We start from the raw sequence: 14,789 nt of genomic DNA, 5'->3' as shown, positions 1-14,789 counted from the left end.
TTGCGACGCGCACCGGGGCAATCGCGGCGGGAGCGGCCGGGATCGATCCCAAGTTCGTCGTGATGCACCAGATGTGGCTGGGCGGCGGCTTCGGCCGGCGGTTGGACGCCGACATGATGGTGCCTGCGGTGCAGGCGGCGAAGGCCGTCGGCAAGCCGGTCAAGGTGATCTATTCGCGCGAAAACGACATGACCATGGACTATTCGCGTCCGCTGACCTTCCAGAAGGTGAAGGCGGGCCTGGATGGTGACGGCAAGCTGATCGCGCTCAACCACGACGTGGTCTCGGCCTGGCCGACTGCGCGGTGGGGAATCCCCGATTTCCTGACGCCGTCGGTCGACAAGAAGGGGCCGCTCGACTCCTTCACCGTGAATGGGGCGGATTTCTTCTATTCAGTGCCCAATCACAATGTCCGCGCGATCAAGAACGAGCTGGCGCACACCGCCACGCCGTCCGGTCCGCTGCGCTCGGTGGCGCCGGGCTGGACGTTCTGGGCGGTCGAAAGCATGATCGACGAGCTCGCGCACGCGGCCGGCCAGGATCCCGCTCAGTATCGCATTGCGCTGCTGGACGGCAAAGGCAAGAATGACGGCGGCGCGCAGCGGCTGCGCAACACCCTGCTCGCAGCGATGGGCATGGCTGGCTACGGCACCACCAAGCTGCCGAAGGGCGAGGGTATGGGCATCGCCTGTGTCTCATCGCAAGAGCGGGCCACCGCAAGCTGGACCGCCTGCGTCGCCCATGTCGCGGTCGCGCCGTCCGGCGAGGTCAAGGTCAAGAAATTGACCGTCGCCACCGACGTCGGCATGCAGGTGCATCCCGACAACATCCGCGCCCAGGTCGAGGGCGCGGCGCTGTGGGGCCTTTCGCTCGCCATGTATGAGAAGGCGACGCTGAAGGACGGTGGTATCGAACAGACCAATTTCGATACCTATACGCCCTTGCGGATGAGCCAGGCGCCGGAAGTCGCCGTCAACGTCATCGCCAACGGCGACAAGCCGACCGGCGTCGGCGAGCCGGCGGTGACCGTCGTCGCGCCTGCGCTCGGCAATGCCATCTTCAACGCCTGCGGCGCGCGTATCCGCTCGTTGCCGATCACGCCGGAAGCCGTGAAGGGCGCGATGAAGGCGTAAGCCCCAGTCACAAGCGCCCGACAGGGACGACTCGCCGGGGGCCTCTCCGGCGAAGTTTTTTCGAATTGCACTATCTGAAGCGGACAGCCGAATAGATGGGTTAGTTCGGTTCCCGTATTCCGAGGATCCCCGCAAATTGTCCTGTTTAACGGGGAATTCGACTAAGGAGACTGGCTTCGGCCGGCCGCACGCACCAGCGCTTGCTTCCCAGGTTGATCGAGGGCGTCTGGCACGCCGGCTGCCGATCCGCAATGGTTTCGGTATGACAAGGCTTTACCAGGCCGCCACGGTCAGCGCCGCCACGGTCAGCTGTTTGCATCAAAAGTCCTTCAGGAAGTGCTGCCTGACGCCACGACCGAGCCGTTCTGGTTGGTGACAGCGTGGCAGAAAGATGCAGGTGTTGCGCTCCTCGTCCTTCTCACGCACCACCAGCTTTGCGGTGACGGTGTCCCCAAAATAGACCGGGGCATCGAAAGTGATGCCATATCGATAGGACACTGCGCTTACGGAGTTTTCGTCCATAGCATGCCATCGCACCATACGTGCTCAACCTGTCCCCATTCGCAGGCGGCTGCGGCATCAGGGAAAAACCCACGTCCATGGAGGTTAGCACTTGTATTGCAAAGCAGCGGAATGCCCGTGAGTTTTTCGTATTCCATGAGAAGTTCGGCGATTTTGTGCTGAGAGGTTCTGCAAACGGTCTGCAATCGCGCAGATTGGTCGAGATGTACAACAGCTGGGATCTTTTCGCGCCATTCTGCTCGTGTCTGGTGATCGAAAAGCATGTAAGGGTCCGGCGTTCCAGGACTGAAAATATCCGGCGCACGATCCTCTAGGCATATCGGCGCCACTGGCCGGAAGTGTTCGCGAAGTTTGATATCATTGAGATAATCCTTCATTCGCGGCGAAGCTGCGGCTGCGAGAATGCTTCTGCTACCCAATGCCCGTGGTCCAAGCTCGGCGCGGCCGGCAAGGAAAATTATGGGCTTGTTGTTGGCGAGAATCGTCGCAAGTTCACGCATGCTACACGGCGCGCCCTCCCATTGTGGCGGGACATCGCGAGCTTGCAGGGCTGGACCACTATAGACCGACCATTCCAACGGCACGAAGCCCTTGTCCGCCGCTAGTGCGGAGCAAGCGGCGCCAATTGCCGAGCCACTGTCATTCGGAAAGGGCGGCACCCAGACGGCATCGAACAGGCCGCTGGCACGTAGTGCACTGTTCCATTTGATATTGAGACCGCAGCCTCCAGCTATACACAAATTGCGCGGCGGCAAACACGAATGCCGCTGCAAAGCAGTCGCCATTTCGCGGAGGAGCAGACGCTCAAGAAAACAATGAAACGATGCGAGCACATCTTCGGGTGCCTTGGCCTTCAACAGGAGCGCGCTGGCCTCGAAAAAGTCATGCACAGCCCCAAGTGGGGAGCCCGCGCCACGCGAGGCATTCGCGCTGTAACGATGGACAAGCTCAGTGTCGGCCGCAAAGCGTTCCTCATAGAGCTTCTGAAATACCGTGACGATTTCTTCATCAACAGACCCGAGCGCGATGTAAGCCATCAGCTTGCCGGCAACACCGAGGTCCCAATCGGTGCGGTTCGCCTGCTTGAAGGGTCCGAAGTGATAGCCCGCGGCAGCATAGACTTGGCCAATCATCGGGAATAGGCATCCGAGAAACCGGGCTGCGCGGCGTTCTACATAATAGAGACGTGGAAAAGTGCCACCGTCCCACACCAGGCAGAACGCGGGTTGTCCGGCTTTGGCAAAGGGACTAGTGCAGTATGCTGATGCCACATGCCCTGTGACGTGCGGATAACTTTTATAAGGGAAGACCGTGTCGCCGAGCATCAGGCCAAAGCCGTCGCGCGAAGTGAGAAGGCCTTCGGTATGGCGCTCAAAATACGTCGCCCCTTTTAGAGTGATAGGCGTCGCCCCACTGAGTACGTGGAACTGCGACTCTACCTTCCCCCACCAGCCGTCGATGACGAACTGATCGACATCCCCCAAGTCCAGACCGTGCTCCGCCAAAGCGAGAACAACTGCATCGAGATTGTCAATGCGTTGATACCGCGGATTGTTGCTCCGCTTTTCCTGCTCGACACAGAAGACAAGTCGTCCATCCTCGACAACAGCGATCGCTCCGTCATGCGTCAGCTTGATACCGCAGATGCGCATAGTGTCTCCTTAGCTAACGCTGACAATTCGATTCCGATCGAGTGAATCAGACGCTGAAAGCACGCAAGTAAGCAGCCGTTGAACGAGTCTCCCTGGCGCTGCTCGCGTCGAGCTCAATCAATGTTTCGTTCTAGATATCTAAGGTCGTCTCCCAGCGCGAGATCCGATTACAAGACACTTCGCTACCGCATTGCATGATTTGGGCCACCGGGATTCAGAGGAATCCAACGACGTTCCCGGCTCAAACTCGCGTTCGCAATCAGCTTGGCGGGTTCCCAACATTGGCACGTGTGTTTTCGGACAGGAGCATGCGTGACACCCATCAACCGTGAAGCGTTCTCCGAAGTAGGCCGCAAGCCGGATTTTCTGTCTCGGGCGATTTATCCGATCTGTCAGGTCAGGAGTTGAGGTGCCGCAACACCCGACCTTCGATGCACCGATCATCGAGAACTACCGCGTAGACGCCAAAACGGGGGAAGGAATCTGGTTTTGCTTTTCAGTAAGCTCGGCATCGACCGATCGTTCGACTGTCTCGTTTCTCGTCATGGCCCTGAAAGATCAGGAGCGTCTCGGCTATTGGCATGAATATGACGCGAGAGGAAAGCTGTCAAAGATGCAGGCGCCACATCGCGAGCGGCGGTTCGCGCAACAAAAGGGTAGAAAGGGCGTTTCGCCGACGTCAAGACGCTTTGTCCAAATCCTTGGAATCCTAAGAATCCTCATCGATGGCTGTCGCATGGATTTGTTATTGCGCTGCAAGTATTCGTCACCGACGCCGCGAGGATAATAAAATAGCCATATGGCGTTTCCGCGAAGTCATCCCGTTTGATGCGCCTCGTAAAGCACCGAAATATTTGTGGGGTGAACGTCGTGTTGCTCGTTTCTGCACTCCCGCTTCCAAGTACATCTCGTCAAAAAGTACAAGAAATATGGAAAAGCGTCCTAACGCGGGAATTGGCAGATCGCCATACTTCCACACCAATCGGCGTCAATCGCCGCTTCATAAAAATACCATGGGGGAGACACCGTGAGCAGCGCATTGCACAGTATTGTTGGATCGTTGTCAGGGTGCATCCTTGTCTGCGCGCTTGCGGTCGTTGCCGGTGCGCAATCGGCCGAAAAGATCGTCATGAAGCTCGGCCACGCGCTGGCTGCGGACAATCATTATCAGCTTACGGCGCTGGAATTCGCCAAGGCTGAGACGAGCGGTAGGATAGCGATCCAGATTGGTCCGCTGTCGCAACTCCGCGGCGAAGTGCAGATGATGCAAGAGCTGCGGGCATGATCGCGCGTGTTGCGCGCTCGACCGAACCGCCGTCGATTGATGCGGCCGTCAACAGACAGGAGCCGATGAGCGGAATATGCGAGAGCATTGGATCGGCACTGGCCAATTTGCCAAGGCGCCGCTTACTTGATGGCCAAATATGACGCCACTGCGCCAGACGCGATCCTATCCTGAAGTTTCCCCATCGATATTCTTAACCGATTTTCACCAGCCGAGCGAACCGGACACATGCACGATATCACTCACCCCGCTGCTGCCCCGATCCAGCCAGAGAAGCTAGTTGTCACTAGGAGAATGACGGTCGGTCTCGGTGGAGGCGTAGCGCTGGAGGCGTATGACTGGAACATCTACGGCGTGATGGCTGCGTTTCTGTCGCCGCACTTCTTTCCTTCCGGTGATCCGATCACCTCTCTGCTCGCGGCGCTCGCGGTGTTTGGAGCGGGCTTCCTCGCGCGGCCGCTCGGGGCTGCCTTGCTTGGTCCAGTCGCAGATCGGATCAGCCATAAGCGAGTAATGATGATCTCGGTGACGGCGATGGCGCTGTCCTCATTGCTGATCTCCATCTTGCCGGCCTATGACGATATCGGCGTTACGGCAGCTGTGGCGCTGCTTCTTATTCGAATCGTTCAAGGACTTTCCCTTGGCGCCGAGTCGGGTGTCGCGAACGCGATCGCGATCGAACTAGCGCCACCAGGCAAGGAAGGGCGTTACCTTGGCCTGATCGGTGGTACGTTCATTCAGCTGGGCGCAATCGGGGCCAGCATGGTCGCGTTTCTGGTGAGTGCCTCGGTGGCACCTGAGGTGATGCGCGAGTGGGCGTGGCGTATACCCATCGCGTTTGGCGGCGTGCTCGGCTTGTTTATCATTTATCTGCGGGCAGCCATGCCGGAGACTTTGGTCAATCGCGCGATGCATCGCCAGGATGAGTTGTCGCGCATTCAAGAAACGACCAGCGGCATATGGAAAACGCTGTGGAGCGTTCGGCTCTCGTTGCTCGCGGTCATTCTGGTCATTGGATCGGTGCAGATCGCTAACTACGCATGGATTGCGGGTCTGCCCAATATGGCCAATACGGTGTTCAAGGAGAACAGCACCTGGGTGTTCGGAATCCTGACGCTGATGGGGCTAACCTGGATGGTGACCGCCCCGTACGTGGGCGCCTTCGCGGACAAGATGCGACCATCCCGCGCGTTCACGCTGCTGCGCCTGCTGCTCATCCCGTGCTTCTTTCTTACATTGGTCTATTCGGAGAAGAGCATCTCCACTTTCTTCATCGTGATGGTGTTCGGCGGAGCTATCGTAGGCTTCAACATGGGGCTCTACAACTTCATCGCAACCACGCTGATGCCGCGTGCCGTTCGGACGACGGGGGTAGCGCTCGGCTATGCTTTGGGCGTCTCGTTGTTTGGCGGGACTTCACCTTATCTCATGGTGTGGTTGCAACGCGAGCACATGACCTGGATATTTCCCGTCTACGGATCATGGATAGCGCTGCTGAGCGTAGTGGTCTATCGCATCGCCAAGAACCGCGGCCGCGTCTACATCGGCAACTGAACCCGTCTGTCTGCCTACTCCGCGCGCCGCGGCAAGGCGACCGGAGGAATTCTGTTGGAGCCAAACCTTGTCGAGAAACGGATTTCTCTCCGAGCGCACGAGTATTTGCGCAGACCCGAGGCGCTACAACTCAGGGCTGCCCCACTGGGCGCGCATTGGGCACGTTCATGTCCGATGGCGATTGGACAGGAGGGGCGTTCGTCGGCGAGTTTTGGCTCGCGGCTATTGCTGAAGCAGAGCGGTCCCCAAATGCCGACGGGCATTCAGCGCTGCGCCGGATGCTGCGGCGCTCCTTGCAATGGACAGTCTTTTAGGGCTTTGGCTTCTATCACCGTGCCGCACTCGGAAGCATCATTCCTCAGAAATAAAGCCGGGCGCGAACTTGCACTCCAGGCGGCAAGGTCGAAGAGGCCAGTGCTGTTGGGGCTGCGGAGAGCAGCAGCCACTCGCTCTAGGCGACAAGCCTGGTTTACTGAGCCTTGGCCCAGCTGGGCAACTCTCAGGTGGAGGCGGTCGCCAACGCTTACGTGCGGCGGCTGCTCGAAATCCATGTGCGTCCGGATGATTTGGTCACCCCATCATCCACGCTCGACCCTCCCACCGGTAAGGTGGGCAGAACGCACACACACACGCAAAGGCTGCATCGACGGCAGCATGGGACGTGCGTACGTATGGGCTATGCTGTACACCGGCTATGCCGCCACGGTTCGCCCGACGGAGCCCCTGCGGCCGCGTGCTGGACTAGCGGATCGACCATGTTTCCGTGGATCTGGCTTGGGACTTCGACGATCCGGCAATCCCGAACACCAGCCGAGAAACCGCGGCCACGGCCATCGCCGCGGTATTGGCATTGTGGCTGTCTGGCCTAGCACTTGGGCCTCACGAGGCGCCAAGTACCGATATTTCGCGGAGCGTACCGTGACGCAGTTGATCGCGCACACGTCGGCTCCGGCGTACGAGCGACCGCCTGGAATCTTACAAATGGATGCGTTACCCAAAGAGCAGTCGTGCGCGATATCGACGCTGCAGAGAACGTCGAGTTGATCTTCGATAGCTACTTCTTTGAAGTCTTGCATTCTGACGGGGCTAGCGCCGGCTGGCCGGATCTACTGAATATGCGCCGAGGCCGCAAGGTCCGGGAGCTGTCTCGGGAGCGACTGCGGAAAACCGGCGGGTTGCTCTCAGGTAGGAATGTCGCCGACGTCACCGAGGTCTCAAAGTAATGCTTTTACGTTGCGTCGAACTGAGATGCTTCGTGTCCACTGTAGGCGTGGTCTACAGCGTTACCTCAGCTGACGGAAGTACACGAGCTATTGTCTCCGCCAGAAGTGTTGCGAACACCCGTGTTCTCCTTGCATTCAGGGTCCCGCGCACACGCCACTATGACAGTACCATCATCCATTTGCTTGCCCTCGACGCTCAATCGGAATTCCGATCGCCAGTGACCTCTCGTCTATTTTGTCCATGCGACTTCATCCAGTCGAAAAAGTTCAACGCTTTGCTGCCGAATCAACAGGACTCGGCGACGACTTCCCAGAACTGGAGTCCATCGAATGAAAACACCCTCATCGCCGCACTTCACGCCCGTGGATCTGAAGCCATATTTCAATGCCAGGCGCCGGGAGCTGGACGAGCGGTTCGGCAAGCGCGCGGGCGACACCGGCTGGATCGACTCATTGCGGGGGCCGCAGACGCATCGCGGCATCCCGTTTCTATTCGGCGACGATGCAGGGCTCGATGTGCTGGCCTTGCGGACTGGGGAGGGTCCTACCGAAATCTCACTGTTACCCACATTGGCCACCTACGTGCTCTTTGTGCATGTGGTCACGGACCATCAACCCGTGAGGCCTGAAGGGTTTGGCGAGATCGGGCCAGCCGCGCACTCTGCGGATGGCAACCCGCTGGGCAATCGGGTGTCGACGTATGCGCTCCGATATGCCGACGACAGCGCCGCGGACGTGCCCGTGCTGCGGCGGTTCGCAATCCAGCAGAAACACATCGTATGGAGTGCGAGTGCATTCGGGGCCGTGCCGCTGCGTGGGCCCATCGTGCACGCGAGCACCGGAGAAAACTTCGCGCTCGGGCGAGCGGCGCGCACTAGCTTCATCAACGGCGAGGCTCGCACCGAATCGGGACGCATGGATCGTGAAGGCGAGAACTTGTGGCTTTATGCGCTGCCAAATCCGCATCCAGAGAAGGAGCTCGTGGGCCTGAGCCTGCGTCCGGAGCGAGAGGCTTCGCTCGTCTATGCGGTGAGCACGACACAGCTGTCGGAGCATCCGCTGCGCCTGCAGGGCCGTCGCAAGCTGAGGATGCGGCTGCCGCCCGGGGTGCATCTGAACAAGCTCGGGGAACTAGATGTAGACCATCGCGGCGAGCAAATCGGCATGGACCTGGGCTCGGTCATCTCCGCCCGCGCCGTACTTGAGTACTCCAGAACGGATTGGCTCGGTGACAAGCCTGACGTGCAGCCTGTGCGCTCCAATGACCAGATCATCGTCGAGTACTCCGCGCACCCCGACGCAAGGCTCTACCTGCGCTCCGACGACGGCCGCTTGCATGTTCAGGACCTTCAATCGCTGGACGCCGTCGGGAACGCAGCAGGCACATCGCTGGACGCGGTGCCCATCGAGCAGGCGACGCGACCCGTCAAGATCCGCATCGTTGAGAAGGTCAGCGGTGTGCGTGTCGCCGCACGCCTGCATCTCCACGGCGCGCACGGGGAGTATCTGCCGCCCAAGGGACACCACCGCAAGGTGAACACCGGCAGGTTCGAGAACTTTGCCGGCGAGCTGGCGAACGGCCTAAACCAGTACGCCTATGTGGATGGCAGCTGCGACGCGGACCTGCCGATTGGGCCCGTGTACGTCGAGATCAGCAGGGGCTTCGAGGTGCGGCCTGTGCGTCGCATCGTCGAAGTCACCACGGATACGGAAAGCCTTACCTTCGAGCTGGACAGAGTGCTGCGCTGGCGCGAACAGGGCTGGGTCAGCTCCGATACGCACGTCCATTTCCTGAGCCCGCAGACAGCCCTGCTAGAGGGCAAGGCGGAGGGTGTCAACGTCGTCAACCTGCTCGCGGCGCAGTGGGGCGAGTTGTTCACCAACGTCGCCGATTTCGACGGACGCACGACGATCGGGGCGAAGGACTTCGGCGGCGACGGAGAGTTCCTCGTCCGCGTCGGCACGGAGAACCGGATGCAGGTTCTAGGGCACATCTCGCTTCTCGGCTACGAAGGCGAGATCATCAATCCGCTCTCTTGCGCCGGACCGAACGAAGCGGCGATCGGCGATCCGCTGGAAGCGATCATGGCTGACTGGGCGGAGCGTTGCCGGCAGCAAGGGGGACTGGTCGTGATGCCGCACTCGCCCAACCCGCAGGCCGAGCGGGCGGCCGATATCGTGCTCGGCTTAATCGACGCGATGGAGATGATGTCGTTCAACCCGCTAACCGCGCAGATCAGCGCCTTCGGTCTGGCCGACTGGTACCGATACCTCAACATTGGCTACCACCTTCCGCTGGTGGCAGGTTCCGACAAGATGGACGCGTCCGCGCTTCTCGGCGGCTCGCGGACCTATGCGCAGCTGGGCGCGCGCGATTTTACGTACCGCAACTGGATGGATGCCGTGCGCAGCGGCGACACGTTCATCACAGTCGGGCCGCTCGTGGACATGACGGTAGAAGGGCGGCGTCCCGGGAGCAAGATCGCGATTCCTCCTTCAGGCGGCACTGTCAGTATCGACTGGCGGATCGAATCGGTCAGCGTTCGCCCGACGCGTGTGGAGTTGATCCGCAACGGCACTGTCGTCGATGAAGTGCGATGCGGCGACTTGTCGTGCAACGGCCACCTCGAGCTGGGCGTCACCGAGTCCTGTTGGGTCGCTATCCGTGTTCGAGGCAGTGTCGCCGGGCGCGAGGCCGACATTGCGGCCCACACCAGTGCCGTGTATGTCGACGTCGGTGACAAACCCGTCTTTGCGACCGCGGACGCGGTCTCGGTCCTCGCGCAGATTGAGGGATCGATCGCCTACGTGGATACGATCGCACCCAAGACCGATGAAGCGCGGCACTCAAGGCTGCGGGCTGTCCTGGAGCTTGCACATCATCGCCTTCATCACAGGCTTCACGAACTCGGCGCCAGCCACGAGCATGTGCCGATCCATTCGGTTCACGTTGACCGCGAGCATTGATGAAACAAAAACTTAGGATAAAAGGAATCTGCTGTCCGTTTCCGCTTGTCTGTGTTGGCGGCGTCGCGTGGGCGCACCCGGACCATGGCACGTCCGGCTATGTCCCACTGGCATGCCATCGACGATCGATTTAGGCTACGAAGAACATTGGACGCTCGGACAGATAGTAAGATGCTAGGTAGCCCGCAGGAGATAACCATCGATCAGCGCCCTTGCCGTATTCGCCTGAGCTGGTTCAAATTGTCTGAAAAAAATCTCCTATGGGCCTGTTTCCCCACTGATGCAGCGAAAGCTCGCGGGGAGCGGCACTACTTTAAATTAATTCCATAAGGGCCTGATCCGGCTTGATTTTCCGGCTAGCTCGGCTGCAGGGCAGGGTACCCTGCGTCGTGTCTCCAGCATGAGGCGCTGAGGTATATTCGAGCTCGCGCGCCTGCATAATCGGCTGCTGCTGCGATCGCGAGACATTAATTTCGCGGGTTGACTCCAGAGGCGACGAGGGCCGACCGTCGTCGACGGTCCCTAAGGAAAGTCGCAGTTCAATCGCATGGGCACGTTGGTTGTCCCGCTGCGCGCCATGTTCGACGAGGAGCAAGCTGGACGCCCGCGGTATCACTCCGCGGCGCTGCGGAAGGCGTTAAGTTCAACTTGGCCGACCGCTCCGTCCGTCTCGCTCTCCAGTCGTGAGCGGCTTGGCAATATTTCTCAGGATTGCAGCGCGGCAGTTAGCTAGCATCTCCTTCGTGTACTTCTCGCCGAAATAATCCAGAACGAAGGTCCCGCCGTAGTCTGACTCATCGGCGACACCGCTGGTGAGGCCGTCGAGGATTGTGCCGACTTCGCCGATGCGATCGGAGTATCGGGCGCGGATAACGTTAACCGCGTTCATCGAGTGAACTGCCTCGTCGGCAGTCACTTCCCTTAGCCAACGAACGAATCTATCGCTCCCAAGTCCTGCATAGAAACTCTTATCCGCAGCATAGGCATGGCAGGTGCACATTTCATCAAAGGCTATCATAACCATCACAGAGAATTCGTCTTTCAGGTATTCATTAATCGCACCAAAATTGTGGGATCGAGCGTCCAATCGCTCCCAAAGATCCTTTTCTGATCCATCAGCGACGAGCTCCATGATCTGTATAAAGCCCTCGGCGTGACGCTCCTCGTCCCTGGCCCAGGCATCAAAGAATGCCGCAGCCTCCTCGGTAGCGATCAAGTTGCGGACGGACAACTCCTTTTTCAGATGCCTCGCGTCATATTCAGTATACAGTTCTGGCCACAACTTTTTCCAACGTGTGTGCAGAACTGATGGCTCCGCGGTGAACATCACCGGCGTCAGAGCATTGAACAATTCTTTGGGACTCCAATTCCGTCGAACCGGCGTGATCATCCGATTCCTCCGAATCACGAACGGTACGAGCGGTCTGGCAGAAGCATTTTTCTTCCCGAACGCTCGCAAAGCATATTAGCTACACACAGATGCTGTCGCCTCCTTGTTTTGGTGGGATGCAATTCCAGGCCGCACTCCTTCAGACTAGCCTGAAGCGTCGCCTTAATGGGCTCAATAGAAGCCCAGCGCGGTTCGTCATCGATCTCAACCAACTCGATCACCAATACGAATCCGAGTGTACTGTCGAGGACAGCGTCGCATGGCTTTTTTCACGAACCGCTCACGTCAATTGCTCGGCGGGCGCTCCCGCAAGTATCCAAGGCGGACCGCTGACATCAGTAGTAACGGAAGAGTGGCGGATTACAAACTTTCGTATAGCTTTTGAAACCGTTTCAATATCGAAGGCTTACTTACGTAGAATTGAGCCATCAATCGCAATCGTTTTAGTCTCGTCAAGAATCGAACCCGAGCGTCCTGAATGGCCCTCGGCGCACGGAAGCAAGATGAGGTCACCGACGATTATGAAGTTCTATCGCAGGACGGCACGCGGTCCGTCGATTTGCCTCGAGTGTCGTCGATCCCTGGGATCACGCTACCAGCGAGATACCTCCAAAAATGAGCCCTATTGCGACTACGATTGCTATCTTCGCTACCGGACAAAGAGTCTGTTTGCGCCATCGCTCGCTGTCGCACGGGACCATGGACTCGCGCCTGGATATTTGGCTCACCTCGAAACCCTCAGTTCGTTTGCTGCGCTCGCTGCCGCTTCCTACTGGCATTTGATCGTGCTCGCCAAAGCGGCCCTGGGCGAACCGATGATGGTTGAAACTTCTAAGACCTAGCTCACGCGTGTGCATGCGGCGAGACTAATTGCTCCGACAGCTAATTCCAGAGTTGAACCGCTAACGATGTCGCCATCCGCGATGACTATTGAGTACCTTCAGACCAGTGAATTTGGTTAAGAAGTTTCTGCGGTTTTGAAGATGATTTCCTTGAGGCTGGAGGGCATTGATCGGCATGTGCGGGATTGTCGGCATCCTGGGGCGCGGCCCAGTGGCGGGGCAGCTGGTCGAGTCACTCAAACGACTGGAATATCGTGGCTACGACTCCGCAGGCGTCGCGACGGTTGAAGGCGACCATCTCGAGCGGCGGCGTGCCGAAGGCAAGCTGAAAAATCTCGAGGCGCGGCTACACGGCGATCTGCTATCGGGTCATACAGGTATCGGTCATACGCGCTGGGCCACTCATGGCAAACCGACCGAGCGCAATGCCCATCCGCATATGACGGACAATGTCGCCGTCGTCCATAACGGGATCATCGAAAATTTCCGCGAGCTCCGCGCTGAGCTAGAGCAGAATGGCGCTAACTTCGCCTCGGAGACTGATACCGAGGTGGTGGCGCATCTCGTCGAATCCTATCTAAAGAATGGCTACTCACCGCAGGACGCAGTGAAAACGTTGCTGCCGCGGCTGCGCGGCGCGTTCGCGCTGGCATTCCTGTTCAAAGGTCATAACGATCTCATGATCGGCGCTCGCAGGGGTTCGCCGCTCGCGATCGGGTACGGCGACGGCGAAATGTATTTGGGATCGGATGCTATCGCGCTCGCGCCCTTCCGATACAATCACGTATCTTGAAGACGGTGACTGGGCCGTACTTACCCGTGCGATCTGCGTCATCTATGATTCGAAAGGCGCCGTTGCCAACCGGGAAACGCTGAAGTCCGGCGCCTCATCGCTCCTGGTAGACAAGGCGAATTATCGCCACTTCATGGCCAAGGAAATTTACGAACAGCCGGAAGTGGTCGGGCAGACGCTGGCGCGTTATGTTGACATGGCCGCCAAGCGCATCGCGCTGCCGTTCGAACTGCCATTCGATTTCAATGATATTAGGCGCATCTTGATCACCGCTTGCGGTACCGCAAGCTACGCCGGGCACGTCGCCAAGTATTGGTTCGAGCGGCTGGCGCGTATACCGGTCGAGATCGATGTCGCCTCCGAACTCCGCTACCGCGAGGCGCCTTTGCGCAAGGGGGATCTCGCGATCGTCATCTCGCAGTCGGGCGAGACCGCCGACACACTGGCCGCGTTGCGCTACGCCAAGGCGCAGGGTCTGCACACGATTTCCGTGGTCAACGTACCGACGTCCACGATTGCGCGCGAGAGCAAAACCGTGCTGCCGACACTGGCGGGCCCGGAAATCGGCGTCGCCTCGACCAAAGCTTTCACTTGTCAGCTGATGGTGATGGCCGCCCTTGCGATCGCCGCAGGCAAAGGGCGCGGAGAATTGTCCGACATCGATGAATTGAAGCTCGTGGGTGAGCTGATCGAAGTTCCGCGACTGATCGCTGAGGCGTTCGCGATCGAACCGCAGATCGAGAAGCTCGCGCGCGATATCGCCAAATCGCGCGCTGTGCTCTATCTCGGCCGCGGCACGTCGTTTCCCCTGGCGCTGGAAGGCGCGCTCAAACTGAAGGAAGTCTCCTATATTCACGCCGAAGGCTATGCCGCCGGCGAGCTCAAGCACGGCCCGATTGCGCTGATCGACGAGAGCATGCCGGTGGTGGTGATCGCTCCTTACGACCGGGTTTTCGAAAAAACCGTCTCAAACATGCAGGAAGTCGCCGCTCGTGGTGGCAACATCATCCTGATGACCGATGCGACAGGGGCTTCGGAAGCGACGGTGGATTCGCTCGTGACCATTGTGCTGCCAGACGTGGCTGCAACCTTTACACCCATGATCTATGCCATTGCGGTGCAGCTCTTGGCCTACCATACCGCTGTCTTAATGGGAGCGGACGTCGATCAGCCACGCAATCTCGCGAAATCGGTAACCGTAGAATAGGCGGGCAATGCCCAAGTCGCGGGTGGCAACTATGGGCTGTGTTTATGTCCGTCCTGTGGAAGCCAAACCCGAGCAGATCCTCAATTTCTCTCCCATCCATGTTGATGCCGCTCGTAGTTGCTGCGTGCGTCCGTGTCGCCTTGGACATGAGTGGTTCGCATCTCGAAACGTGATAATGGCTTCAAACGTACAACTGGAGCTCAGCTCCCGGACCGGCATTC

At 59.0% G+C, this 14,789-nt stretch carries 8 protein-coding genes and 1 pseudogene; 6 read left to right on the top strand and 3 right to left on the bottom strand.

Annotation, left to right across the window (positions count from 1 at the left end; genetic code table 11):
- Window positions 1–1,133, top strand: a 1,133-nt coding sequence (locus HCN50_RS20240) for a xanthine dehydrogenase family protein molybdopterin-binding subunit (protein ID WP_171711405.1), incomplete at its 5' end; no start/stop codon positions are given.
- A gap of 318 nt (window positions 1,134–1,451) precedes the next feature.
- On the opposite strand, the gene HCN50_RS20235 is transcribed toward HCN50_RS20240, so the two are convergent.
- Window positions 1,452–1,655 (bottom strand): hotdog family protein, encoded by a 204-nt coding sequence (locus tag HCN50_RS20235; protein WP_171711404.1) that lies wholly within the window; start codon window positions 1,653–1,655, stop codon window positions 1,452–1,454.
- Window positions 1,637–3,307 carry a nodulation protein NodU gene (gene nodU, locus HCN50_RS20230; RefSeq protein WP_171711403.1) on the bottom strand — a complete coding sequence of 557 codons (1,671 nt, stop codon included), beginning with the start codon at window positions 3,305–3,307 and terminating at the stop codon, window positions 1,637–1,639. The genes HCN50_RS20235 and nodU overlap by 19 nt, the downstream gene beginning before the upstream one ends.
- Window positions 3,308–3,716: 409 nt before the next feature.
- Here nodU and HCN50_RS20225 point away from each other — a divergent pair, with 409 nt between their 5' ends.
- The 4 genes from HCN50_RS20225 (at window position 3,717) to HCN50_RS20210 (ending at window position 10,336) form a co-directional block, all read left to right on the top strand.
- Window positions 3,717–4,094: a hypothetical protein gene (locus HCN50_RS20225; RefSeq protein ID WP_171711402.1), complete on the top strand. Its 378-nt coding sequence runs from the start codon at window positions 3,717–3,719 to the stop codon at window positions 4,092–4,094.
- A 240-nt stretch (window positions 4,095–4,334) separates the two neighbouring features.
- Window positions 4,335–4,592, top strand: coding sequence for a hypothetical protein (locus HCN50_RS20220; RefSeq protein WP_171711401.1), 258 nt, complete (start codon window positions 4,335–4,337; stop codon window positions 4,590–4,592).
- A 294-nt stretch (window positions 4,593–4,886) separates the two neighbouring features.
- A complete protein-coding gene (locus HCN50_RS20215; RefSeq protein ID WP_171711400.1) occupies window positions 4,887–6,146 on the top strand; it encodes an MFS transporter in 1,260 nt (419 codons plus the stop codon).
- 1,553 nt (window positions 6,147–7,699) lie between these two features.
- Window positions 7,700–10,336 (top strand): CehA/McbA family metallohydrolase, encoded by a 2,637-nt coding sequence (locus tag HCN50_RS20210; protein WP_210264993.1) that lies wholly within the window; start codon window positions 7,700–7,702, stop codon window positions 10,334–10,336.
- Between the two features lie 643 nt (window positions 10,337–10,979).
- Here the strand turns inward: HCN50_RS20210 and HCN50_RS20205 are convergent.
- Window positions 10,980–11,726 (bottom strand): hypothetical protein, encoded by a 747-nt coding sequence (locus tag HCN50_RS20205; RefSeq protein WP_235977064.1) that lies wholly within the window; start codon window positions 11,724–11,726, stop codon window positions 10,980–10,982.
- A 1,017-nt stretch (window positions 11,727–12,743) separates the two neighbouring features.
- Here HCN50_RS20205 and glmS point away from each other — a divergent pair.
- Window positions 12,744–14,568, top strand: a pseudogene (gene glmS, locus HCN50_RS20200) (glutamine--fructose-6-phosphate transaminase (isomerizing)).
- Window positions 14,569–14,789: the final 221 nt, after the last annotated feature.

The organism is Bradyrhizobium archetypum (assembly GCF_013114835.1).
Lineage (GTDB): Bacteria > Pseudomonadota > Alphaproteobacteria > Rhizobiales > Xanthobacteraceae > Bradyrhizobium > Bradyrhizobium archetypum.
The sequence above is the reverse complement of the archived record's forward strand: the minus strand, read 5'-3'. Positions and strand labels throughout refer to the sequence as shown.

Coding starts and splice junctions, on each gene's coding strand:
- HCN50_RS20235 (WP_171711404.1), bottom strand. CDS start 1,655: ATGGACGAAAACTCCGTAAGCGCAGTGTCCTATCGATATGGCATCACT.
- nodU (WP_171711403.1), bottom strand. CDS start 3,307: ATGCGCATCTGCGGTATCAAGCTGACGCATGACGGAGCGATCGCTGTT.
- HCN50_RS20215 (WP_171711400.1), top strand. CDS start 4,887: ATGACGGTCGGTCTCGGTGGAGGCGTAGCGCTGGAGGCGTATGACTGG.
- HCN50_RS20210 (WP_210264993.1), top strand. CDS start 7,700: ATGAAAACACCCTCATCGCCGCACTTCACGCCCGTGGATCTGAAGCCA.
- HCN50_RS20205 (WP_235977064.1), bottom strand. CDS start 11,726: ATGATCACGCCGGTTCGACGGAATTGGAGTCCCAAAGAATTGTTCAAT.